The 21,071-nt window shown below is 73.1% G+C and carries 23 protein-coding genes; 13 read left to right on the forward strand and 10 right to left on the reverse strand.

Annotation, left to right across the window (positions count from 1 at the left end; genetic code table 11):
- Positions 1 to 286: 286 nt before the first annotated feature.
- Complete coding sequence (locus tag ACFY0O_RS37205; protein WP_388955415.1) at positions 287 to 736, forward strand: hypothetical protein; 450 nt, start codon at positions 287 to 289, stop codon at positions 734 to 736.
- 10 nt (positions 737 to 746) lie between these two features.
- Here ACFY0O_RS37205 and ACFY0O_RS37210 read toward each other — a convergent pair whose 3' ends face one another.
- The gene (locus ACFY0O_RS37210) at positions 747 to 1,424 is read right to left on the reverse strand and encodes a FadR/GntR family transcriptional regulator (protein WP_388955418.1); all 678 of its coding nucleotides are present in this window, start codon (positions 1,422 to 1,424) and stop codon (positions 747 to 749) included.
- Positions 1,425 to 1,493: 69 nt separating this feature from the next.
- Here ACFY0O_RS37210 and ACFY0O_RS37215 point away from each other — a divergent pair, with 69 nt between their 5' ends.
- The 4 genes from ACFY0O_RS37215 (at position 1,494) to ACFY0O_RS37230 (ending at position 3,958) form a co-directional block, all read left to right on the forward strand.
- On the forward strand, positions 1,494 to 2,789 hold the full coding sequence (locus tag ACFY0O_RS37215) for a CynX/NimT family MFS transporter (protein WP_388955420.1): 1,296 nt from the start codon (positions 1,494 to 1,496) through the stop codon (positions 2,787 to 2,789).
- A 5-nt stretch (positions 2,790 to 2,794) separates the two neighbouring features.
- A complete protein-coding gene (locus ACFY0O_RS37220; protein ID WP_344154728.1) occupies positions 2,795 to 2,914 on the forward strand; it encodes an SGM_5486 family transporter-associated protein in 120 nt (39 codons plus the stop codon).
- 169 nt (positions 2,915 to 3,083) lie between these two features.
- The gene (locus ACFY0O_RS37225) at positions 3,084 to 3,302 is read left to right on the forward strand and encodes a hypothetical protein (RefSeq protein WP_388955423.1); all 219 of its coding nucleotides are present in this window, start codon (positions 3,084 to 3,086) and stop codon (positions 3,300 to 3,302) included.
- Positions 3,303 to 3,436: 134 nt separating this feature from the next.
- Positions 3,437 to 3,958 carry a SixA phosphatase family protein gene (locus ACFY0O_RS37230; protein ID WP_388955426.1) on the forward strand — a complete coding sequence of 174 codons (522 nt, stop codon included), beginning with the start codon at positions 3,437 to 3,439 and terminating at the stop codon, positions 3,956 to 3,958.
- A gap of 61 nt (positions 3,959 to 4,019) precedes the next feature.
- On the opposite strand, the gene ACFY0O_RS37235 is transcribed toward ACFY0O_RS37230, so the two are convergent.
- The 6 genes from ACFY0O_RS37235 to ACFY0O_RS37260 all read right to left on the reverse strand — a co-directional run bounded on the left by ACFY0O_RS37235 (position 4,020) and on the right by ACFY0O_RS37260 (position 10,088).
- A complete protein-coding gene (locus ACFY0O_RS37235; RefSeq protein WP_388955429.1) occupies positions 4,020 to 4,841 on the reverse strand; it encodes a tryptophan 2,3-dioxygenase family protein in 822 nt (273 codons plus the stop codon).
- Positions 4,834 to 5,781: a diiron oxygenase gene (locus ACFY0O_RS37240; RefSeq protein WP_388955432.1), complete on the reverse strand. Its 948-nt coding sequence runs from the start codon at positions 5,779 to 5,781 to the stop codon at positions 4,834 to 4,836. The genes ACFY0O_RS37235 and ACFY0O_RS37240 overlap by 8 nt, the downstream gene beginning before the upstream one ends.
- Complete coding sequence (locus ACFY0O_RS37245; RefSeq protein ID WP_388955435.1) at positions 5,778 to 7,103, reverse strand: aminotransferase class I/II-fold pyridoxal phosphate-dependent enzyme; 1,326 nt, start codon at positions 7,101 to 7,103, stop codon at positions 5,778 to 5,780. Before ACFY0O_RS37245 ends, ACFY0O_RS37240 begins: the two co-directional genes overlap by 4 nt.
- Positions 7,103 to 7,909 (reverse strand): SDR family NAD(P)-dependent oxidoreductase, encoded by an 807-nt coding sequence (locus tag ACFY0O_RS37250; RefSeq protein ID WP_388955438.1) that lies wholly within the window; start codon positions 7,907 to 7,909, stop codon positions 7,103 to 7,105. The genes ACFY0O_RS37245 and ACFY0O_RS37250 overlap by 1 nt, the downstream gene beginning before the upstream one ends.
- 212 nt (positions 7,910 to 8,121) lie before the next feature.
- Positions 8,122 to 9,321 carry a phosphoserine phosphatase SerB gene (serB, locus tag ACFY0O_RS37255; protein WP_388955441.1) on the reverse strand — a complete coding sequence of 400 codons (1,200 nt, stop codon included), beginning with the start codon at positions 9,319 to 9,321 and terminating at the stop codon, positions 8,122 to 8,124.
- A gap of 371 nt (positions 9,322 to 9,692) precedes the next feature.
- The gene (locus ACFY0O_RS37260) at positions 9,693 to 10,088 is read right to left on the reverse strand and encodes a hypothetical protein (RefSeq protein WP_388955443.1); all 396 of its coding nucleotides are present in this window, start codon (positions 10,086 to 10,088) and stop codon (positions 9,693 to 9,695) included.
- Between the two features lie 250 nt (positions 10,089 to 10,338).
- Here ACFY0O_RS37260 and ACFY0O_RS37265 point away from each other — a divergent pair, with 250 nt between their 5' ends.
- Positions 10,339 to 12,867: an FHA domain-containing protein gene (locus tag ACFY0O_RS37265; RefSeq protein ID WP_388955446.1), complete on the forward strand. Its 2,529-nt coding sequence runs from the start codon at positions 10,339 to 10,341 to the stop codon at positions 12,865 to 12,867.
- Positions 12,868 to 12,990: 123 nt separating this feature from the next.
- On the opposite strand, the gene ACFY0O_RS37270 is transcribed toward ACFY0O_RS37265, so the two are convergent.
- On the reverse strand, positions 12,991 to 13,629 hold the full coding sequence (locus ACFY0O_RS37270; protein WP_388955449.1) for a transglycosylase SLT domain-containing protein: 639 nt from the start codon (positions 13,627 to 13,629) through the stop codon (positions 12,991 to 12,993).
- A gap of 403 nt (positions 13,630 to 14,032) precedes the next feature.
- Here ACFY0O_RS37270 and ACFY0O_RS37275 point away from each other — a divergent pair, with 403 nt between their 5' ends.
- From ACFY0O_RS37275 to ACFY0O_RS37285, 3 genes are all read left to right on the forward strand, one after another.
- Positions 14,033 to 15,178, forward strand: coding sequence for a GAF domain-containing sensor histidine kinase (locus tag ACFY0O_RS37275; RefSeq protein ID WP_388955452.1), 1,146 nt, complete (start codon positions 14,033 to 14,035; stop codon positions 15,176 to 15,178).
- Entirely contained in the window at positions 15,171 to 15,824 is a 654-nt protein-coding gene (locus tag ACFY0O_RS37280) for a response regulator (protein ID WP_388955455.1), read from the forward strand. Before ACFY0O_RS37275 ends, ACFY0O_RS37280 begins: the two co-directional genes overlap by 8 nt.
- A 126-nt stretch (positions 15,825 to 15,950) precedes the next feature.
- The gene (locus ACFY0O_RS37285) at positions 15,951 to 16,196 is read left to right on the forward strand and encodes a chaplin (RefSeq protein ID WP_358893060.1); all 246 of its coding nucleotides are present in this window, start codon (positions 15,951 to 15,953) and stop codon (positions 16,194 to 16,196) included.
- Between the two features lie 121 nt (positions 16,197 to 16,317).
- Here ACFY0O_RS37285 and ACFY0O_RS37290 read toward each other — a convergent pair whose 3' ends face one another.
- Positions 16,318 to 17,094 carry a hypothetical protein gene (locus tag ACFY0O_RS37290; protein WP_388955458.1) on the reverse strand — a complete coding sequence of 259 codons (777 nt, stop codon included), beginning with the start codon at positions 17,092 to 17,094 and terminating at the stop codon, positions 16,318 to 16,320.
- A 146-nt stretch (positions 17,095 to 17,240) separates the two neighbouring features.
- On the opposite strand from ACFY0O_RS37290, the gene ACFY0O_RS37295 reads away from it, so the two are divergent.
- From ACFY0O_RS37295 to ACFY0O_RS37310, 4 genes are all read left to right on the forward strand, one after another.
- Complete coding sequence (locus ACFY0O_RS37295) at positions 17,241 to 18,041, forward strand: ABC transporter ATP-binding protein (protein ID WP_388955461.1); 801 nt, start codon at positions 17,241 to 17,243, stop codon at positions 18,039 to 18,041.
- A gap of 63 nt (positions 18,042 to 18,104) precedes the next feature.
- Positions 18,105 to 18,533, forward strand: a complete 429-nt coding sequence (locus ACFY0O_RS37300) for an NfeD family protein (protein WP_388955464.1) — start codon at positions 18,105 to 18,107, stop codon at positions 18,531 to 18,533.
- A gap of 85 nt (positions 18,534 to 18,618) precedes the next feature.
- Positions 18,619 to 19,593, forward strand: coding sequence for an SPFH domain-containing protein (locus ACFY0O_RS37305; RefSeq protein WP_358893056.1), 975 nt, complete (start codon positions 18,619 to 18,621; stop codon positions 19,591 to 19,593).
- 90 nt (positions 19,594 to 19,683) lie between these two features.
- The gene (locus tag ACFY0O_RS37310; protein ID WP_388955468.1) at positions 19,684 to 20,460 is read left to right on the forward strand and encodes a sulfite exporter TauE/SafE family protein; all 777 of its coding nucleotides are present in this window, start codon (positions 19,684 to 19,686) and stop codon (positions 20,458 to 20,460) included.
- A gap of 81 nt (positions 20,461 to 20,541) precedes the next feature.
- Here ACFY0O_RS37310 and ACFY0O_RS37315 read toward each other — a convergent pair whose 3' ends face one another.
- Positions 20,542 to 21,045, reverse strand: a complete 504-nt coding sequence (locus ACFY0O_RS37315; protein WP_388955471.1) for an HNH endonuclease — start codon at positions 21,043 to 21,045, stop codon at positions 20,542 to 20,544.
- Between the last annotated feature and the right edge of the window lie 26 nt (positions 21,046 to 21,071).

A 21,071-nucleotide genomic window follows, 5' to 3' on the forward strand; every position in this document is an offset into this window, starting at 1 on the left:
GGGTCCCCCACCCCCCGGGGCGGGCGGCCCCCGGGGGGGGGGGCCCGCCCCGGGGGGGGCCCCCCCCCCCCCGGGGGGCCCCCGGGGGGGGGCGGGGGGGGCCCCCCCCCCCCCCGGGGGGGGCGCGCCCACCGCCGTTTGCGGCCCGGGCCGGCGGGGCGTGCGGGGGCCGCTCGATCGGACGTTCGCCCTCCGACCAGATCTTCCCGAGTCGAAAACCTGGACACATGCCTGCAAACTGACCTGGCCGGGATCTTCCCGGCGGGTTCGGGGAGGAGGTACGGGCGTGCGCGCGAGGCCGAGCCGAGCGGTATCGCTGCTGGTCACCTCGGTGGCCGTGACCGGGCTCCTGGTCCCGGGAGCCCTCGCGCAACCCCGCGAGCCGGCCCCCGCTCCCGGACCCGGGGCGGCCGCCCCGGCGACCGTGGACTTCTCCGAGATCCCCGTCGAACCGCCCGTACGGCCCGAGCAGCCCGCCGGCCGCGAGCTCTACGGCTCCGACTGCGACACCGAGATCGACGGCTCCCAGGTGATCGCGTACTGCCACAACGGCTTCCCCGAGACCGACCTGCTCCGCCTCCACGTGGAGTGCGAGCGCTGGTGGGACCTGGACGGGGACAGTGCCCTCGTCCCCCTGGACCCGGCCGGCCGCACGAGGCTGACGGGCCGCTGCTGGAAGGAGGTCCGCACGGCCTGGGTCAGCCACCAGCGCCCGTCGGCCCCCGCCAGGAACTAGCGGGTATCCGCTAGCGGGCGCCCTTGCCCAGGCAGACGAAGGGGTAGCCCGCCGCCTCCGAGGCCGCCGCGTCCCCGTCCCCGCGCCGGATCGCCTCGATCAGCCGGGCGTGGTCCAGGTGGTCCGCCGGGTCCAGCTCCGTGCCCACGTCGGCGCGCAGCCACTCCGCCACCAGATCGCCCAGGTCCGCGTAGAGCCCGGTCAGCACCTCGTTGTGCGAGGCCGTCACCACCGCCATGTGCAGGGCCACGTCCGTGCTCACGAACAGTTCCGCGTCCCCGCTCGCCCAGGCCTCCTCGCGCCGCGCCAGCAGCGCGTCCAGCTGGACCAGGTCCCGCTCCGTGCGGCGCTCCGCCGCCATCCGGGCCGCCGCGGACTCCAGCGTCGAGCGCAGCTCCGCGATGTGCCGGGGATCGGCCCCCGCGAAGCGGCGGTGCATCACCCCGGCCAGCTCGCTGGTGGCGAGCACGTAGGTGCCCGAACCCTGGCGGATGTCCAGGAGCCCGTTGTGCGCGAGGGCCCGGACGGCCTCCCGCACCGTGTTGCGGGCCACGCCCAGCAGCTCCACCAGCTCGGGCTCGGTGGGGATCCGGCTTCCGACCGGCCACTCGCCGGAGGTGATCTGGTTCCTGAGCTGGGCGATCACCTGGTCGACGAGCGCGGAACGCCGGGGCGAGGTCAACGGCATGCGGACGGGGCCTCTCGGAGACAGGAGGAAACTGGACAACCAATCATCCCATGATTCTATGATGGCGGGATGCACGACGAAGACCTCCAGACCCTGAGCCGCCCGGCGACCCCGCGCGGCTCCGCCGGCCTCCCCGCCACCGCCCGGGAAGACGCCCACGCCGACCCGAAATGGCTCGGCCCCGTGCTCGTGGTCGCGATCGTGCTGGCCGCCGTCAACCTCAGGCCCGCCATCACCAGCCTCGGCGCCCTCTTCGAGGAGGCCCGCGACGGCCTCCACATGAGCGGCACCGTCGCCGGACTGATCACCTCCGTCCCGGCCCTCTGCTTCGCCGTCTTCGGCGTCACCGCGCCCCGGCTCTCCCGCCGCTTCGGCCCCGCCGCCGTCGTCTGCGCCGGTATGGCCGCCGTCGCCGCCGGCCTGCTGATCCGGCCCTTCGCCGACAGCGCCGCCGCCTTCCTCGCCGCCAGCGCCCTGTCCCTGGCCGGCATAGCCCTGACCAACGTGCTGCTCCCGGTCATCGTCAAGCGCTGGTTCCCCGACCGCGTCGGCACCATGACCGGCCTCTACTCCATGGCCCTGGCCGCCGGCACCTCCCTCGCCGCCGCCGCGACCGTCCCGCTGACCTCCGCCCTCGGCGGCGACTGGCGCACCGGCCTGCTGGTCTGGGCCGCCCTCGCCGTGGCCGCCGTCCTGCCCTGGCTGCCCGTCGCCGCCGCCACCCGCCGCCGGCGGACCGCCGCGCCCGCCGGCACCCCCGCGCAGGACGCCGGACCCTCCGTCGTGCGCAGCCGCACCGCCTGGGCCCTCGCCTGCTACTTCGGCCTCCAGGCCACCGGCGCCTACGTCACGATGGGCTGGCTCCCGCAGATCTTCCGCGACGCCGGGGTCTCCGCCTCCACCGCCGGCGTGCTGCTCGCCGTCACCATGGTCATGGGCGTCCCGCTGGCCTTCGTCATCCCCGGCCTCGCCGCACGGATGCGCCACCAGGGCCCCATCGCCGCCGTCCTCGGCGTCTTCGGCCTCGCCGGCTACCTCGGGCTCTACCTCGCCCCGGCCGGCGGCGCCTGGGCCTGGGCCCTCCTGCTCGGCGTCTCCAACTGCGCCTTCCCCCTCGTCATCACGATGATCGGACTGCGCGCCAAGTCCCCGGCCGGGGTCGTCAAGCTCTCCGCCTTCGCCCAGAGCACCGGCTACCTGATCTCCATCCCCGGCCCGCTCGTCATCGGCACCCTCTACCAGCACAGCGGAGGCTGGGACCTGCCGCTCGCCCTCATGGCCGGCCTCCTCGTCCCGCAGATCGCCCTCGGCGTCCTCGCGGGACGGGACCGCACGATCGAGGACGAATGCGGCGTGCGAGACTGAACGGCATGTCGCCCGTACTCGAACCGAACCCCCAGGACAGCCACAAGAAGCTCGGCCTCGTGCTGGGAGCGATGGCCCTCGTGACCGTGATCGTGGCCGTCATCGCCACCCTCGCGTCCCCCTGACGCACCGCCGCCGCCCCGGCGCGGCCCCCGATGGTGGGGTTATCCCCACCGTCCCCTAGGGGGCCAGGATCAGGGTCGGGTGGGGTGTGCCCCGGATGGGAACCGGCGCCGCGGATCCATAGGTTCGAGGCAGCGAGCCAGTCCCCAGCCGAAGAACCCGGAGGCGGCCATGCCGGCCACCACGCGCACCCCGTCCCTCACCACCCGCCGCCCCCGCGCGTACGCCCACACCAGTGCCCGGCTGCACTGGTGGACCCTGGCCCTGCCCGCCCTCGCCTTCGGCCTCCTGCTCCTGCTGCTCGCCGGCTCCGGCCAGGCCCAGGCCGCCACCGGCCAGCCCTCCGGACTGGTCCAGGTCACCCAGCAGCTGCTCCACGCCGTCACCTGACCGCCGCCCGCCGCACCACCCGCGGCACCCGCGCGCGCGGCCGGTCCGCACACGCCGGAACACGTCCCCACGAGCGGGGGAGGGCCCCCTCAACACCCTGCGCCCCGTGGTCCGTTTCATGCGAAGCTGGGCCCATGAGCGCCGACACACCCCGCAGGATCGCCCTCCTCCGGCACGCCAAGGCCGACTGGCCCCAGGTGGCCGACCACGACCGCCCGCTGGCGGACCGCGGCCGCAGGGACGCGCCGGCCGCCGGCCGGAAGCTGGCCGAGACCGGCATCACCTTCGACCTGGCCCTCTGCTCCACCGCCGTCCGCACCCGGGAGACCTGGAAGCTCGCCGTCCAGGAACTCCCCTACCGGCCGCGGACCAGCTACGAGGAGCGGGTCTACGACGCCTCGCCGGGTGAGCTCATCGCCCTGCTGAACGAGACCCCCGACGACGTCGCCGACCTCCTCGTCATCGGCCACAACCCGGGCATGCACGCCCTGGCCGACATCCTCTCCGGGCGCGCGGAGGGCGACACCCAGGCCCGGATGGACCGCACCGGCTTCCCCACCGCCGCCCTGGCCGTCGTCTCCTTCACCGGCTCCTGGAAGTCCGTCGAACCCGGCGTGGGCACCCTGCTGGACTACTGGACCCCGAAGGACCACTGACGCGGAACCCCGCGGGCCCGGGGCGTCCGCGCCCCGGGCCCGCCCCCGTCCCCGGCCCGTCTCAGCCCATCGGGCAGCCGGCCGGCAGCTCCGCGAAGCCCGCGTCCCGGGCCTCCCACAGCTCCGGGTAGAACCGCCGGTACACCGACGCCCGCAGGTGCTCCGTCCCGCTGCTGCCGCCGGTCCCCGGCCGCCCCCCGATCTGCCGCTCCACCAGCAGCGCGTGGCAGGCCCGCCACTCCGTCCACACCTCGTCGAGGTCGACCAGCGCCTCCACCAGCTCGGCCAGCTCCGCGTACTCCGCCGGATCGCCGTCCAGCGGCCCCGCCGCCAGCCGCGCGTACGCCTCCCAGCGCTCCTCCCGCGTCCCGGCCGCGAACCCCGCCTTCGCCAGCAGCGCCACGAACGCCTCCCACAGGGTGGGCTCCGCCAGCCGCCCGGCCAGCCGCTCCCGCTCCCGCTCGGCCAGCCCGGCGACGGTCCGCCGCCCGTACTCCCCGTGCACCCAGCCGGCCCCGCACAGCGCCGCGATCTCCACGTACTGCGCCGACTGCTGCCCGCTGCTGGAGCCCAGCACGCCCCGGAAGGCGTGGAACTCGCGCGGCGGCATCGCCCGCAGCGGATGGATCGCCGCGATCAGCGCCCGCGTGACCGACACCGAGCGCACCAGCCGGGCCCGGGCGGCCCGCGGATCGCCGTCCAGCATCCGGTCCCGGGCGTCCGCCAGGTCCCGCAGCAGCTGGCCGAACCACAGCTCCTGCACCTGGTGCACGGTGATGAACAGCAGCTCGTCGTCCACCCCGTCGGCCAGCGGCACCTGGAGCGACAGCAGCTCCGGCAGCTTCAGGTACTCGGGGTAGGTGACGGTCGCGGTCTCAGGCATCGGAGTCCTCCGGGGCACGCAGTCCATGGGCGGCGAACGCGTCCGTGACGCCGGGCAGGTCGAAGGCACCCACCTGGGCGCACAGCCGCAGGGTGGAACGGGAGATGGTCTGGATGCGGTCCACGCCCGCGCTGCCGCCGTAGCTGTCCGCCAGGACGGCCTCGATCCGCTCCTCGTCCAGACCCGCCAGCCGCAGCGACACCCGCACCGGCTCCAGGTCCCAGTCCAGCGCCGCGCGGATCATCGCCGGCAGGGCCCGGGCCGCCAGCACCCGGCGCCGGTCGTCGAGCCGGGCCCACAGCTCCAGGAAGAACGCGGAGAAGAACCGGTGGTGGCGGCCCTCGTCCTTGGCGTGGTCACGCATCAGCTCCCGTACCGTGCTCACCACGGTCGGGTCCTGCGGCACCTCGTTGAGCACGGCCGTGATCAGCGTCTCGAACACCACCGCCTGCAACTGCCCCGCCAGCACCGGGTCCTCGGGCAGCAGCCGCCGCCCGGTCTCCTGCAGGGCCGTCACGAAGCCGCCGTAGTCCACGTCCGGGACGGCGATACCGGTGACGGCGGCCACCTGGTCGGCCAGGTCCAGGCTGTACAGGGCGTGGTAGCCCTCGTCGCAGTACACCTTGAACGCGTCCATGCGCAGCGAGGTCGGGAAGTGCAGCCCCGAGATGCCGTTGGCGACCGGCTCGGCCGCCCCGTTGACCACCCGGGTCTCCAGGTGGGTCGTGGAGTGCAGGAACTGGTACAGGTGCCGGACCGAGACCTCCCGGACCCGCTCCGGGGCCAGCGCCTTCACCTCCGGATGCGCCAGGTGCGGCACCAGGGCGTCGGGGAAGAACACCCGGCCCTGCTCCGCCTCGGCGTGGAACATCCGCCGTACGCCGCCGCGCACGCCGGCGGTCTCGTACCAGCGGTCCAGGGGACCCGGTGCCGTGCTCATGGGTGACTTCCGTTCCGTGAAGCGGGGGAGGGGGAGGGGGAGGAGGAGGGACGCGGGCCCGGCCGCGCGGACAGGCCCAGGTGGACGGCGATCCGCCGGACCGCCTCCGCGACGAGCGGGGCGTCGACGGTGTGGCACAGCCGGAACCAGCCCGGCTCGGGCGAGCGGAAGGCCCCGCCGGGCAGGACGCTGACCTTCGCCTTCTCGAACAGCTCCCGCCACAGCAGCTCCTCGCCCGCGAAGCCGGCACCGGGCAGCCACCGCCCGAGGTCCAGCCAGACGGAGAAGCCCGCGCCGGCCGGGGCGTACGGGATCCCGTACGCCTCCAGCAGCCCGGTCAGGTGCCCGTACGAGGAGCCCAGCCGCCGCCGGCCCGCCGCGAGGAAGGAGGCGGTCCACTCCGGGTCGGCCAGCAGCTCCGCCAGGGTGTGCTGGGTGGCGGTGGAGACGGGCGCGAAGTACGCCAGCGCCCGCGCGGCGTCCCGGACCCGCGGATCACGGGTGTGCAGCACCCCGGTCTTCAGGCCGGGCAGCCCGAAGTCCTTCGCGAAGCCCCAGACCACATGGGTGCGCCCGGCCCAGTCCGGGTTGACGGCCGGATCGGCGGCGCTGGTGAACGGCTGGGGGCCGAACACGGCGTGGGCGTAGATCTCGTCCGAGACCAGGTCCACGTCGTGCTCGCGCACCACGCGCAGCAGCCCGGCCAGCACCTCGGGCGCGTGCACCTCCCCGATCGGGTTGGAGGGGGAGGACAGCGCCACCGCCCGGACGGTGATCCCCTCCTCCCGGGCCCGCCGCAGCGCCCGGTCCACCGCCGCGGCCGTCAGCCGGAACCCGTCGGCGGGATCCAGCGGCGCGGGCAGGATCCGGGCGCCGGAACGGCCGCCGAGGTCGGTGTCGAAGGCCCCGTAGTAGGGGGCGGGCACCACGATCGCCTCGCCCGGGTCGCACAGGACGGAGGCGATCGCGTCCAGCGCCCCGGTGGCACCGCTGATCACCACCAGGTCCTCGGCGTCCAGCGGGGTGCCGACGGTGTCCGACAGCAGCGCCGCGACGCGGCCGCGCAGCACGTCGGTGCCGTGCAGCGGGGCGTAGCGGGCCGTGGCCTCGTCCATCGGGGGCAGCTGCGCCAGCCGTCCCTCCAGCAGGTCCCACAGCAGCCGGTTCTCCGCGGTGCCCAGGTTCAGGTAGCCGTCGGGCCGGGTCAGCGCGTCGTACGGTTCGGCCTCCGCGCGGAAGTGGGCCTCGGCGATGGCCGGGGTGTCGGCCAGGAGCCGGGAGGCCTGCCGGGACAGGCGGCGGGGGCCGGTGCCGGTTCCCATCAGGCCCTCCCGCTGTCGACACCGGCGCCGGTCAGCAGGCCCGGGTGCACGCCCAGGCCCATCGAGGCGTCGATGACGGCGCCGTGCAGCGGGGTGGAGTGCTCGCCCGCCAGCCAGCGCACCTGCTCGGCGATCTCCTCGGAGGTGATCAGGCGGCCCTTGGGCAGCTGCGCGGACAGGGCGGCCCGCTCCTCGGCGGAGAGCTTGTCCAGGGTGCTCGCCTGGAACATCGTGGTGTCGACGGCGCCCGGGCAGAGGGCGAACACGTCCACCGGGGAATGCACCAGGTCGGCCGCGAGATGACGGGTCAGATAGGTGAGGGCGGCCTTGCTCATCCCGTCGGCCGGGTGGAAGCCGGGGAACTGGAAGATCCCCCCGCCGACGCTGGAGATGTTGATGATCTTCCCGAAGCCCCGCTCCAGCATCCCCGGCAGCAGCTGCTCGATGAGCCACAGCGGACCCACCGCGTTGATCTGGAAGAAGGCGGACGCCTTCGCGTGCCCGGGGCCCTCGGTGTAGTGCTCCACCGTCTTCGAACCGACCGCGGCGTTGTTCACCAGGACGTCCACCGGACCCGGGAGCCGGTCCAGCAGCAGCTCGTGGTCCTCCCATTCGCCCTGGGTGAAGGGGAACGCCTCCACCTTGGCGCGTCCGGTGAGGGCCAGCTCCCGCACCAGCTCCTCGGCCCGCTCCCGGCCGTTGCGGTAGGTGAACCAGACGGTCCAGTCCTCCTCCCGCGCGAATCTCTCCACGCAGGCCCGGCCGATTCCGCCCGAGCCTCCGGTGATGAGCACACTTCGAGTCATCCACGTCCCCTTGAACGCACAAGGCCGACCGCATGGCCGCTGTCGCATATCGCCACACGATCGGATGATCGGGTCCAAGTACACGACACAAAAGCCCAGTTCGGGTCCAAGGTCCCTGGAGACTCCCTCGGGCCGGAGCCCCGCCGCCGGGCCGGGTACGACGAACGCCCGGCCGAAACGATCCGGCCGGGCGTCGGGGGGACGGGGGCTGCTCAGGCCAGGTCGGCCGCTTCCACTTCCTCGCGGGTGATGCCGAGCAGATAGAGCACGGCGTCCAGGAAGGGCACGTTCACGGCCGTGTGGGCGGCCTCGCGCACCACCGGCTTGGCGTTGAAGGCCACGCCCAGGCCGGCCGCGTTCAGCATGTCCAGGTCGTTCGCGCCGTCACCGACCGCGACCGTCTGGGCCAGCGGCACCCCGGCCTCGGAGGCGAAGCGGCGCAGCAGCCGCGCCTTGCCCGCCCGGTCCACGATCTCGCCGGTGACCCGGCCGGTGAGCTTGCCGTCGACGATCTCGAGGGTGTTCGCCGAGGCGAAGTCGAGGCCGAGCCGCTCCCGCAGGTCGTCCGTGACCTGGGTGAACCCGCCGGAGACCACGCCCACCTGGTAGCCCAGGGTCTTCAGCGTCCGCACCAGGGTCCGGGCGCCGGGGGTCAGCCGCACCTCGGCGCGGACCTTGTCCACCACCGACTCGTCCAGCCCCGCCAGCAGCGCCACCCGGGCGTGCAGGGACTGCTCGAAGTCCAGCTCCCCGCGCATGGCCCGCTCGGTCACCTCGGCGACCTCGGCCTCGCAGCCGGCGTGCGCGGCGAACAGCTCGATGACCTCGTCCTGGATCAGGGTCGAGTCCACGTCCATGACCACCAGCCGCTGCGCCCGGCGGTGCAGCCCCGCCGAGACCACGGCCACGTCGACGCCGATCTGGGCGGCGGTGGTCGCCAGCGCGGTGCGCAGCGGCGCCGTCTCGGCACCGGACACGGCGAACTCGACGGCCGTCACCGGGTACTTGGCGAGCCGGAAGATACGGTCGATGTTGCCGCCGGTCGCGGTGATCCGGGCGGCGATGGTGGCCGTGGACTCCGCGGTGAGCGGGTGCCCCAGCACGGTGACGTGGGACCGGCCGACCCCGCGGGGGCGGTTGTCGCCGGTACCGGAGATGATCTCGGCCGACAGCTTCAGCGACTCGGCCCAGCTGTGCACGGTGGCCCGCAGCTCGCCCTCGGCGGCGGTGGTGGGCTGGGTGACGAGGACGCACAGGACGATGCGGCCACGGGTGACGACCTGCTCGATGTCGACGACGTCGACGGAGTAGGCGGCGAGGGTGTCCATTAGCCCGGCGGTGATCCCGGGACGGTCCTTGCCGAAGATCTTGACGAGGAGGGTGGGGGCGTCGGAGGTCTGCGAAGCGCTCATGGTCCCCTCACCGTATCTTCCCGCCCCCACCCCCGCCCCGCCCGTCCCACGTTGTGAACGCCGCCTCGAACGCCGGCGGGCTGAACCAGCCCCGCGCGGGACCGGTGGGGCCGGGCCGGGCCGGTCAGCGCGGGGGATGCGGCGGCTTCGGCGGTGGCGGAGCCCCCGGCGGCGGGGGTGGCGCGAACGGCTCCCGCCGCGGCCCCCGCGGAGCCGCACCCGGCTTCGGCGGCCGCCCGGTGACCGTGACGTCCCACGAGCCGTCGGAGACCTCCGGCTCCCGAGCCCCCTCACCCGCCGGCGCCGGCCACCACGGCCGGTCGGGCGTGCCCGCCCGCGAGCCGCGGCCCACGGCGGAACGGCCCGCGCGGTCAGCCGGACCCGCCCCGGCGGGGTCCGGGCCGCCCCGGGTCAGCCGCGCCGCGCACGCCGCCACCCCGCGCCGCCCCGGACTCCGCACCCCGGCGTACAGCAGCACCCCCGCCCCCGCCACCAGCAGCCAGGCCCGCCCGTCGTACTCCGCGACCCCCGCCACCGGCACCGGCTCCCCCCGCGACAGCGGCGCCGGGCAGCAGCCGCCCGAGCTCCCCGGCGGCCCGCCCCCGCACCGGTACGGACAGCCCCAGCACCAGCGCCCCCACCAGCGCGACCCCCAGCGGCCGCAGGTCCACGGCGGCCCCGCCGTCCGCGGCCGGTCCGAGCGCCGACACCTTCCCGGTCGCGGTCACCGACCCGCCCACCGCGGCCGCGACCACCGCGGCGGTCATCGCGCCCGGCGAGCCGCCCCCGGCATCGGCGCCCAGCCGAGCCGAGCGGGGCGAGAAGTCCCGTATCTCACTCTCCGGGTGGCTTTCGACCCCGTCAACGGGCAGACGTAGAGGCCCGCGGAAGGCCCGGATTCCACATGTGGCCCCAGGCCTGAAATAGTTCCCCCGGATGTTCGCCATCCCTAGACTCCCTGACGTCGTTCTCCCTGGACGCCAGGGGGATTCTCGGGGGACCTTAAGTGGGGCTGGAGTGCCGGAACTCGTACTGGAATTGAACGGAAGGACCTGGACGCTCGATCCGTCCAGGTCGTACTCGCTGGGGCGCGATCCCCAGGGAGACGTGGTGATCGACGACGCGCGCGTGTCCTGGCGGCACGCCACCATCAGCTGGAACGGCCGGGTTTGGGCCATCGAGGACCACGGCAGCACCAACGGCACCTACGTGCACGGCGCGCGGGTCCAGCAGACCGAGCTCGTGCCCGGAACGCCGGTCCACCTCGGCAACGCGACGGACGGCCCGCGGCTGAATCCGAGCGCCGCCATGGCGGCCCAGCAGCAGCCGGCATACCAGGCCCCGGTCGCCCAGGGCCAGGCCCCGGCGTTCCAGCCGCCGGCCCCGCAGCACCAGCAGCCGCAGCAGCCCGCCTGGGACCAGCAGCCCCAGGCGCACCAGCAGCAGCCGCAGCACCACCAGTCCCCGCAGCAGCAGCCGTTCGTGCCGCAGCAGCAGCACCAGGCCCCGCAGCAGTCCGTGGCGCCCGGCTACGGCAGCGACCACCGCAGCCCGACGACGTTCCACCAGATCGCCGTCGGCCGCGTCATGCGCATCGGCCGTGCCCTGGAGAACGAGCTCGTGGTCTCGGACCTCCAGGTCTCGCGCCACCACGCGGAGTTCCGCTCCACGGGCGGCCGCTTCGAGATCCACGACCTCGGCAGCCACAACGGCACGTACGTCAACGGCCAGCCCCTGCAGAAGTCCGGCAGCGCGCTGCTCGGCCCCACCGACATCGTCGGCGTCGGCCACTCCACGTTCCGGATCGTCGGCGACCGCCTCGAGGAGTTCGTCGACACCGGCGACGTCTCCTTCTCGGCCCGCCACCTCACGGTCACGGTCGACGGCGGCAAGCAGATCCTCAAGGACGTCACCTTCGGCGTGCCGGAGAAGTCGCTGATCGGCGTCATCGGCCCCTCCGGCTCCGGCAAGTCGACGCTCCTCAAGGCGCTGACCGGCTACCGGCCCGCCGACCAGGGTGACGTCCTCTACGACAACCGCAACCTGTACAAGCAGTTCGCGGAGCTCCGCCAGCGCATCGGCCTGGTCCCGCAGGACGACATCCTGCACAAGGAGCTGCGGGTCTCCACCGCCCTGAAGTACGCGGCCAAGCTCCGCTTCCCGGGCGACACCGCCGAGGCCGAGCGCGCCGCCCGCATCGACGAGGTCCTGCGCGAGCTCAAGCTCGACATCCACAAGGACAAGAAGATCACCGCCCTCTCCGGCGGCCAGCGCAAGCGCGTGTCCGTGGCCCTGGAGCTGCTGACCAAGCCGTCGCTGATCTTCCTGGACGAGCCGACCTCCGGCCTCGACCCGGGCATGGACCGCGACGTCATGCAGCTGCTGCGCGGGCTCGCCGACGACGGCCGCACGGTCCTCGTCGTCACCCACTCCGTCGCCGAGCTCTCGCTCTGCGACAAGCTGCTGGTCATGGCCCCGGGCGGGTCCGTCGCCTACTTCGGCCCGCCGGACGAGGCGCTGAACTTCTTCGGCTACACCACCTGGGCCGACGTGTTCTCCGCCTTCGAGAACTACCGCGACTACGACTGGGCGGGCCGCTGGAAGGGCTCGCAGCACTACCAGCTGTACGCCGCCGACCTCGACGCGGTCGCCCCGCAGCAGGTCGCGATGCCGCCGCAGCAGATGATCCCGCCGAAGCCGCAGGCCTGGGGCTCGCAGCTGTGGACCCTGATCCGCCGCTACGTCTCGGTGATCGCCTCCGACAAGGGCTTCCTCGCCCTGATGGTGCTGCTGCCGGCGGTCCTGGGCATCGTCTCCACGGTGATCCCCGCGAAGTTCGGCCTGGCCCCGCCGACCCCGCCGTCCCGCTTCAACGGCGACGCGGGCACGATCACCCTGATCCTCGCGGTCGGCATGTGCTTCTCGGGCGCGGCCAACTCGGTCCGCGAGCTGATCAAGGAACGCGTCATCTACGAGCGGGAGCGCGCGACGGGCCTGTCCCGGTCGGCGTACCTCATGTCGAAGGTGATCGTCCTCAGTGTGATCACGGTCATCCAGGGCGCGATCATCTGCGCCATCGCCTTCACCCCGCGCAAGCTGCCGGCCGAGGGCCTGTTCATGAACCCGGCCGTCGAGCTCTGCGTCTCGGTCACCGCGCTCGGCATCACCGCGATGATGTTCGGCCTGGTGATCTCCTCGCTGGTGAAGACCGCCGAGAAGACCATGCCGCTGCTCGTGATGTTCGCGATCATCCAGGTCGTCTTCACCGGCATCCTCTTCCAGCTGTACGACAAGGTCGGCCTGGAGCAGTTCGCCTACCTGATGCCCTCCCGCTGGGCCGTCGGCGCCGCCGGCACCACCCTGGACCTGGGCAGGCTCATGGCCCCGTGGGACCCGCAGAACCCCACCAACACCGACCCGCTGTGGGACCACACCACCGGCCAGTGGTTCCTGGACGTGATCGTCCTGCTGCTGCAGGGCGTGATCTGCGGCTTCGCCGTGGCGCGCCTGCTGCGCCGCCACGAGCCCGAGGTCATGCGCAAGTAACGGCCGCGCACCCGGCCGCGCACCCGGCCACCCACGCAGAACGCCTCAGGGCGGCACCCGGAGTCTTCCGGGGGCCGCCCTGAGGCGCATGGGGGTCCTGCGTCGCCCGCTGAGGCGTGGGGCCTAGTAGGCGCTGTTCACGTTGTCCATGGAGCCGTAGCGGTCGGCGGCGTAGTTGCACGCGGCGACGATGTTCGCGACCGGGTCGTACAGGTCGAACTTGGTGCCCTTGACGTGGTACGTGTTGAAGGTCGGCTGGATGACCTGCAGCAGGCCCTTCGAGGGGATGCCGTTCTGCGCGTTGATGTCCCACAGGTTGATCGCGCGGGGGTTGCCGCTCGACTCGCGCATGATGTTGCGGTGGATGCCGGCGTAGGTGCCGGGGATGCCCTCGCGCTTCATGATGAAGAGGGCTTCCTTGATCCAGCCGTCCAGGTTGTTCGCGAACACCGGGGTGCGGGCGGCGGAGCGGCTGGCCGCCTCCTTGGCCTCGCGGTCCTTCTTCGCCTGCGCCGCGGCCTGGGCCTTCGCCGCGTCCTTGGCCTTCTGGTCCGCCACGGCGTGCTGGGCGCCGAGGTTCTGCTGGATCGCCTGGGTCCACGCCACGGGGGCGGCGGCCACGGCCTGGTCCTTCTGCGTACCGGCACCGGCCGGGACGACGGAGAAGGCGAGCGCGGCGGCACCGAGGGTGGCGACACCGGCGATCGACAGCTTGTACGCCTTCGTCAGACGACTGTGACCGGAAGTGCTGGAAGCAGACATGCGGGGCAACCTCTTCGAATAGCGGGGGCCGCAGGAAGGCGCCGGGAGGATCCGGGATCCCTCGGCGCCTTGCGACGGCTGCCATTCTTAGCGGCGGCAAAATCCTGTGGCAAAGGTGTGACATACGATCCCGCTTAGTGGATCAGGGGGCTGCGACGGTCCGGGACTTTGGTCCCGGACACCCGCCGCAGCAGCACTGACAACGCCTTTACCTGTCCACTACGCGGCTTCGTAAGTGATGTGCGTCCTATGCCCGGCCTCACATCGGACACGTAACGGTCTCACCCAGAGTTGCAGCAGCAATGCCGTGTGTAACTGAACTCCGCCTCCAGCAAGGGCCCGGCCCGAAGACCTACGACCGGCGCCCGATCCCGCAGGTCAGGGCCGCCGGTACGGTGACCCCATGGACCACGGACCCCGCACCGGGCTGGCGGCCGTCAGCACCGCCCTGCTCGCCATGAGCCGCCGACTGGAGGTCCAGGACGTCCTGCGCACGATCGTCGTCTCGGCCCGCGAGCTCCTCGACGCCGAGTACGCCGCCCTGGGCGTCCCCGACGACCACGGCGGCTTCGCCCAGTTCGTCGTCGACGGCATCACCGAGGACCAGTGGCGCCGCATCGGCCCCCTGCCCCGCCAGCACGGCATCCTCGCCGCGATGCTCCACCAGGACGCCCCCCAGCGGCTCGCCGACGTACGCCAGGACCCGCGCTTCGAGGGCTGGCCCGCCGCCCACCCCGACATGTCCGACTTCCTCGGCCTGCCCGTCCGCGACGGCGAGGAGACCCTCGGCGCCCTCTTCCTCGCCAACAAGAGGACGGCCGCCGGCCGCGAGCCGGGCTTCACCGACGAGGACGAGGAACTCCTCTCCCTCCTCGCCCAGCACGCCGCCATCGCCCTCACCAACGCCCGCCTCTACGAACGCAGCCGCGAGCTGACCATCGCCGAGGAGCGCTCCCGCCTCGCCCACGAGCTGCACGACGCCGTCAGCCAGAAGCTGTTCTCCCTGCGCCTGACCGCCCAGGCCGCCACCGCCCTCGTCGACCGCGACCCGGCCCGCGCCAAGGACGAGCTCCACCAGGTCGCCGTCCTCGCCGCCGAAGCCGCCGACGAACTGCGCGCCGCCGTGACCGAGCTGCGCCCCGCCGCCCTCGACGAGGACGGCCTCGTCGCCACCCTGCGCAACCACGTACGCGTCCTCGACCGCGCCCACACCGCCCGCGTCACCTTCACCTGCGACGGCGTAAGGGCCCTGCCCGCGGCCCAGGAGGAGGCACTGCTGCGCGTCGCCCAGGAAGCCCTCCACAACGCCCTGCGCCACTCCGGCGCCGACCTCGTCGAGGTCACCCTCACCCGCGCACCCGGCGGCGGAGCCCTCCTGCGGGTACGCGACGGCGGCCGGGGCTTCTCCCCTCCCACCGTCCGCAAGGCCGGCCGCCACCTGGGACTGGTCTCCATGCGCGACCGCGCCGCCGGAGCCGGCGGCCGGCTGGACGTCCGCTCCGGCCCCGGAGCGGGCACCACGATCGAGATGGAGGTCCCCGGTGGCTGACACCCCCGGCCGCATCCGCGTACTGCTCGTCGACGACCACCAGGTCGTCCGGCGCGGCCTGCGCACCTTCCTGGAGGTACAGGAGGACATCGAGGTCGTCGGCGAGGCCGCCGACGGCGCCGAGGGCACCGACCGCGCCGAGGAACTGCGGCCCGACGTCATCCTGATGGACGTCACCATGCCCGGCACCGACGGCATCGAGGCCCTGCGCCGGCTGCGCGACCTCGGCAACCCCGCCCGGGTCCTCGTCGTCACCAGCTTCACCGAACAGCGGACCGTGGTCCCCGCCCTGCGGGCCGGCGCCGCCGGATACCTCTACAAGGACATCGACCCCGACGCCCTGGCCGGCGCCATCCGCTCCGTCCACGCCGGGCACGTCCTGCTCCAGCCCGAGGTCGCCGAGGCCCTCCTCGCCGCCCAGGACGACCAGGGCGCCCCGGCCGGCCGCCCCGGCTCGCTGACCGACCGCGAACGCGAGGTCCTGGGACTGATCGCCGACGGCCGCTCCAACCGCGAGATCGCCCGGGCCCTCGTCCTGTCCGAGAAGACCGTCAAGACGCACGTCTCGAACATCCTGATGAAACTCGACCTCTCCGACCGCACCCAGGCCGCCCTGTGGGCGGTCAGGCACGGGATCACACGGTAATGGGCCGATCCGAGATTCATACGGTCGGGTGTATGTAGCCCACATGGCGTATCCCGCCGGGCGGGACGGCGTTCTCCATGGCGTGCCGCGGCGGCTGGTCGCGGCAGACGTACTGGAGGACGAGAAGTGAAGAACTACAAGAAGGCCGCAGCCGTCACCATGATCGCGGGCGGCCTCGTCGCCCTCGGCGCCGGTGTCTCCTCGGCGCACGGCGGTGCGTCCGCGGAGGGCGAGGCCGTGGGCTCGCCCGGCGTGGCCTCCGGGAACCTGGCCCAGGTCCCCGTGCACGTCCCGGTGAACGCGGTCGGCAACAGCGTCAACGTCATCGGCCTGCTCAACGGCGCCTTCGGCAACACGGGCGTCAACAGCTGACCCCACCCCTGACGAGCCGAGGCCCCGCTTCCCCCCTCTCCCCGGGAAGCGGGGCCTTGTCGCACCCGGGGGTCCGGGGGAGAGAAAAGAAAGCCCGGTCACGGCCCGGCCGAGCCGCCTCCTACTCCCGGCCCTCCAGCGGAGCGTTGTAGGCCGCCACCAGCGCCCGCCGGGCCACCCGCTCCACCGGCCGCAGCGCCTCCGCCCGCGCCGCCATCTCCGAGGCCGCCACCGCGCCCCCGTGCCCCCGCTCGTACGCCAGCGACACCAGCAGGTCCACCCGCTGCGCCAGCGCCAGCACCCGCACCGCCCGCGCCGGATACCCCGGAGCCAGCACCTCGCGGCCCGCCTCCGCCCGCGCCCGGTACGCCGACAGCGCCGCCTCGGCCACCGGACCCGACGCCGCCACGTCCAGCCGCGTCAGCGCCACCGTCGCCTCGCGCAGCGCCTCAGCCAGCTCCCGCTCCGCCTCACCCAGCGACGGCACGTCCGCCGGCGGCGCCTCCCGCACCGGCCGGCACCGCCACACCACCGAGACGTGCACGTCCCCCGCCGGACCCGCCTCCGTGACCTCCGGCACCAGCCCCAGCGCGGCCCCCGCGCACACCACCGCCTCCTCGGCCTCCAGCGCCGCCGCGTTGAACTCCGGCGGCCCGCTCAGCCCCAGCGGATGCCCCGGCGCCGGCAGTGCCACCCGCAGCCCGCTCACCCCCAGCACCCGCAGCCGCCCCAGCGCCAGCGTGAGCCCCACCGGCCCCGCCTCACCCGGCAGCCCCGCCACCCGGTGCGAAGCGTCCTCGCCCACGATCGACGACGCGGCCTCGTCGGGCGAGACATGACCGGCCAGCAACGCGTTCCCCCAGGCGGCCAGCCGCCCTGAACGTGGTTCGAAAAGCATCCCCCCACTCTACGGATCGGGCCCCGTACCCGGCCTGGCGCCCGGACCCCTCCCCGAGTGGCGTAGGTTTTCCCCTGGGGTTTTCCCCTGGGGCCGCGCCTACAGGCGGGCACAGAACCGTGACTGCAAGGGGTGACAACACGCTCATGAGCGATGTTCTGGAGCTGGTGGACGTATCCGTGGTCCGCGAGGGCCGGGCTCTGGTGGACCAGGTCTCCTGGTCGGTGAAGGAGGGGGAGCGCTGGGTCATCCTCGGCCCCAACGGCGCCGGCAAGACCACGCTGCTGAACCTCGCCTCCAGCTACCTCTTCCCCACCAAGGGCGCCGCCACCATCCTCGGCAGCACCCTGGGCAAGCCCGGCAGCGACGTCTTCGAGCTGCGGCCGCGCATCGGCGTCGCCGGCATCGCGCTCGCCGACAAGCTCCCCAAGCGGCAGACCGTCCTGCAGACCGTGCTCACCGCCGCCTACGGCATGACCGCGACCTGGCAGGAGGAGTACGAGGAGGTCGACGAGCAGCGCGCCCGTGCCTTCCTCGACCGGCTGGGCATGTCCGACTACCTCGACCGCAAGTTCGGCACCCTCTCCGAGGGCGAGCGCAAGCGCACCCTGATCGCCCGCGCCCTGATGACCGACCCCGAGCTCCTCCTCCTCGACGAGCCCGCCGCCGGCCTCGACCTCGGCGGCCGCGAGGACCTCGTCCGCCGCCTCGGCCGCCTGGCCCGCGACCCCATGGCCCCGTCCATGGTCATGGTCACGCACCACGTCGAGGAGATCGCCCCCGGGTTCACGCACGTCCTGATGATCCGGCAGGGCAAGGTCGTCACGGCCGGCCCCATCGACCTGGAGCTGACCTCCCGCAACCTCTCCCTCTGCTTCGGGCTCCCGCTGATCGTCGACCGCAACGAGCACGACCGCTGGACCGCCCAGGGCCTGCCCCTGCGCTAGGGCGCCCCGCAGGACGGCCTTCGCGCCCTGTCCGGCCGCGCCCGCCCGACCTACCATGACCATGTGGACATCGACGCATGGGTGTGGTGGCTCATCGGCGCGGCCGGACTCGGGATCCCCCTCGTCCTCACCGCGATGCCGGAGTTCGGCATGTTCGCCGTCGGCGCCGTCGCCGCGTCCGTCACGGCGGCCCTCGGCGGCGGAGCGGTGGCCCAGGTCCTGGTCTTCGTCATCGTGTCGGTCGCGCTGATCGCCGTCGTCCGGCCGATCGCCAACCGGCACCGCGACCAGCGGCCCCAACACCGCACCGGCATCGAGGCGTTGAAGGGACGGTCGGCCGTCGTCCTCGAACGGGTCGACGGCAGCGGCGGCCGCATCAAGCTCGCCGGCGAGATCTGGTCCGCCCGCACCCTGGACACGCACAGCAGTTTCGAACCCGGCCAGTCCGTCGACGTCGTCGACATCGACGGGGCGACCGCGGTCGTCATGTGAGCAAGCAGCCCACCCGCGGCCCCGGGGTCTGCGAGACTCCGATCAACGGGGCAGCACAGACAGCCGGAAGGGCACGGGGAACCGCATGCAACCGATCATCATCGTCCTGATCATCCTGGTGGTACTGGTCTTCATCGCCCTGGTCAAGACGATCCAGGTGATCCCCCAGGCCAGCGCCGCCATCGTCGAACGGTTCGGCCGCTACACCCGCACCCTCAACGCGGGCCTCAACATCGTCGTCCCGTTCATCGACTCCATCCGCAACCGGATCGACCTCCGCGAACAGGTCGTCCCCTTCCCGCCGCAGCCGGTCATCACCCAGGACAACCTGGTCGTCAACATCGACACCGTCATCTACTACCAGGTGACCGACGCCCGCGCCGCGACCTACGAAGTGGCCAGCTACATCCAGGCCATCGAGCAGCTCACCGTCACCACGCTGCGCAACATCATCGGCGGCATGGACCTGGAGCGCACCCTCACCTCCCGCGAGGAGATCAACGCCGCCCTGCGCGGGGTCCTCGACGAGGCCACCGGCAAGTGGGGCATCCGCGTCAACCGCGTCGAGCTCAAGGCCATCGAGCCGCCGACCTCCATCCAGGACTCGATGGAGAAGCAGATGCGCGCCGACCGCGACAAGCGCGCCGCCATCCTCCAGGCCGAAGGCGTCCGGCAGTCGGAGATCCTGCGCGCCGAGGGCGAGAAGCAGTCCTCCATCCTCCGCGCCGAAGGCGACGCGAAGGCCGCCGCCCTCCGGGCAGAGGGCGAGGCCCAGGCCATCCGCACCGTCTTCGAGTCCATCCACGCCGGCGACGCCGACCAGAAGCTCCTCGCCTACCAGTACCTCCAGATGCTCCCGAAGATCGCCGAAGGCGACGCCAACAAGCTCTGGATCGTGCCCAGCGAGATCGGTGACGCGCTCAAGGGCCTCTCGGGTGCCATGGGCAACTTCGGCCCCCTCGGCGGCGGTTCGACCGGCTTCAACCCGCAGAACCCCGGCAAGGGAACCCCCGAGACCGGCAGCGGCCCCGAGCGCCGCGAGCAGCCCCCCATCGACTGACCCGCCCTCCCCTTCGTGCATGATCGGTGAGGCCCCTCGACCTTCATGGCGGGGAGGCGACTCACTCACACAAAGGGGATGGCTCCGTCCATGTCCATGTCCATCTGGGAATCACTCGCGGTCCTCGCCGCCGGAATCGGCGCCGGCACCATCAACACCATCGTCGGTTCCGGCACCCTGATCACCTTCCCGGTGCTCCTCGCCACCGGCCTGCCCCCGGTGACCGCCAACGTCTCCAACACCCTCGGCCTCGTCCCCGGCTCCATCAGCGGGGCCATCGGCTACCGGAACGAACTCAAGGGGCAGCGCGGCCGCATCCTGCGGCTCGGCGCCGTCGGCCTCCTCGGAGGCCTCGCGGGCGCGATCCTGCTCCTGACCCTGCCGTCGGACTCCTTCGACACCATCGTGCCCGTCCTCATCGGCCTGGCCCTCGTCCTCGTCGTCCTCCAGCCCAGGCTCGCCGCGGCCCTGCGCCGCCGTCAGGAAGCCGCCGGGGGCGACACCGCACACCCCGACGGCGGGCCCGCCCTGCTCACCGGCATGCTCCTGTCCAGCGCGTACGGGGGCTACTTCGGCGCCGCCCAGGGCGTCCTCTACCTCGGCCTGATGGGGCTCCTGCTCCACGAGGACCTGCAACGGATCAACGCCGTCAAGAACGTGGTGGCCGCCCTCGTCAACGGCATCGCCGCCCTCTTCTTCCTCTTCGTCGCCGAGTTCGACTGGACGGCCGTCCTCCTGATCGCCGTCGGCTCCACCATCGGCGGACAGATCGGCGCCAAGGTCGGCCGCAGGCTGCCCCCGGCCGTCCTGCGCGGGGTCATCGTCACCGTCGGCACCGTGGCCATCGTCCAACTGCTGCTCCGCTGAAAGACGTAGCGGAAATACGCCGCCCCGTCCGCGGCACACGGCCGCGGACGGGGCGGAAGAGACGGACGGGGCGCGCGGGAATCAGGCGGAGCGGACCAGCCAGTCGGGCAGCGCCTCCTGCCCGCCCACCCCCAGCGCCAGCAGCATGGCGTCCGCCGGAGACGGCACGAACGGCTTCCGCAGCAGCGGCATCCCCGCCTCCTCCGGGGTCCGCGCCGCCTTCCGATGGTTGTCCTCGGCGCAGGACGCCACCGTGTTCAACCAGGTGTCCCCGCCCCCCTGGGCCCGCGGCAGCACGTGGTCCACGGTCGTCGCGCGCTTCCCGCAGTACGCGCACCGGTGCTGGTCCCGGACCAGCACCCCCCGCCGCGACCAGGGAGCATGTCTTCGGAACGGCACCCGCACGTACCTGCACAGCCGGATCACCCGGGGCATCGGCAGGTCCACGGCGGCCGCACGCACCCGCAGTTCGGGATGGGACTGTTCGACCACGGCCTTGTCCTGGAGCACCAGAACGACGGCCCGGTTCAGCGACACCGTCGACAGCGGCTCGAAGCTCGCGTTCAGTACCAGCGTGTCCCGCATCTCGCCCACCTCCCGTGTGCAGGCCC

Origin of the sequence: Streptomyces sp. NPDC001594 (assembly GCF_042893675.1) — a bacterium.
GTDB lineage: Bacteria > Actinomycetota > Actinomycetes > Streptomycetales > Streptomycetaceae > Streptomyces.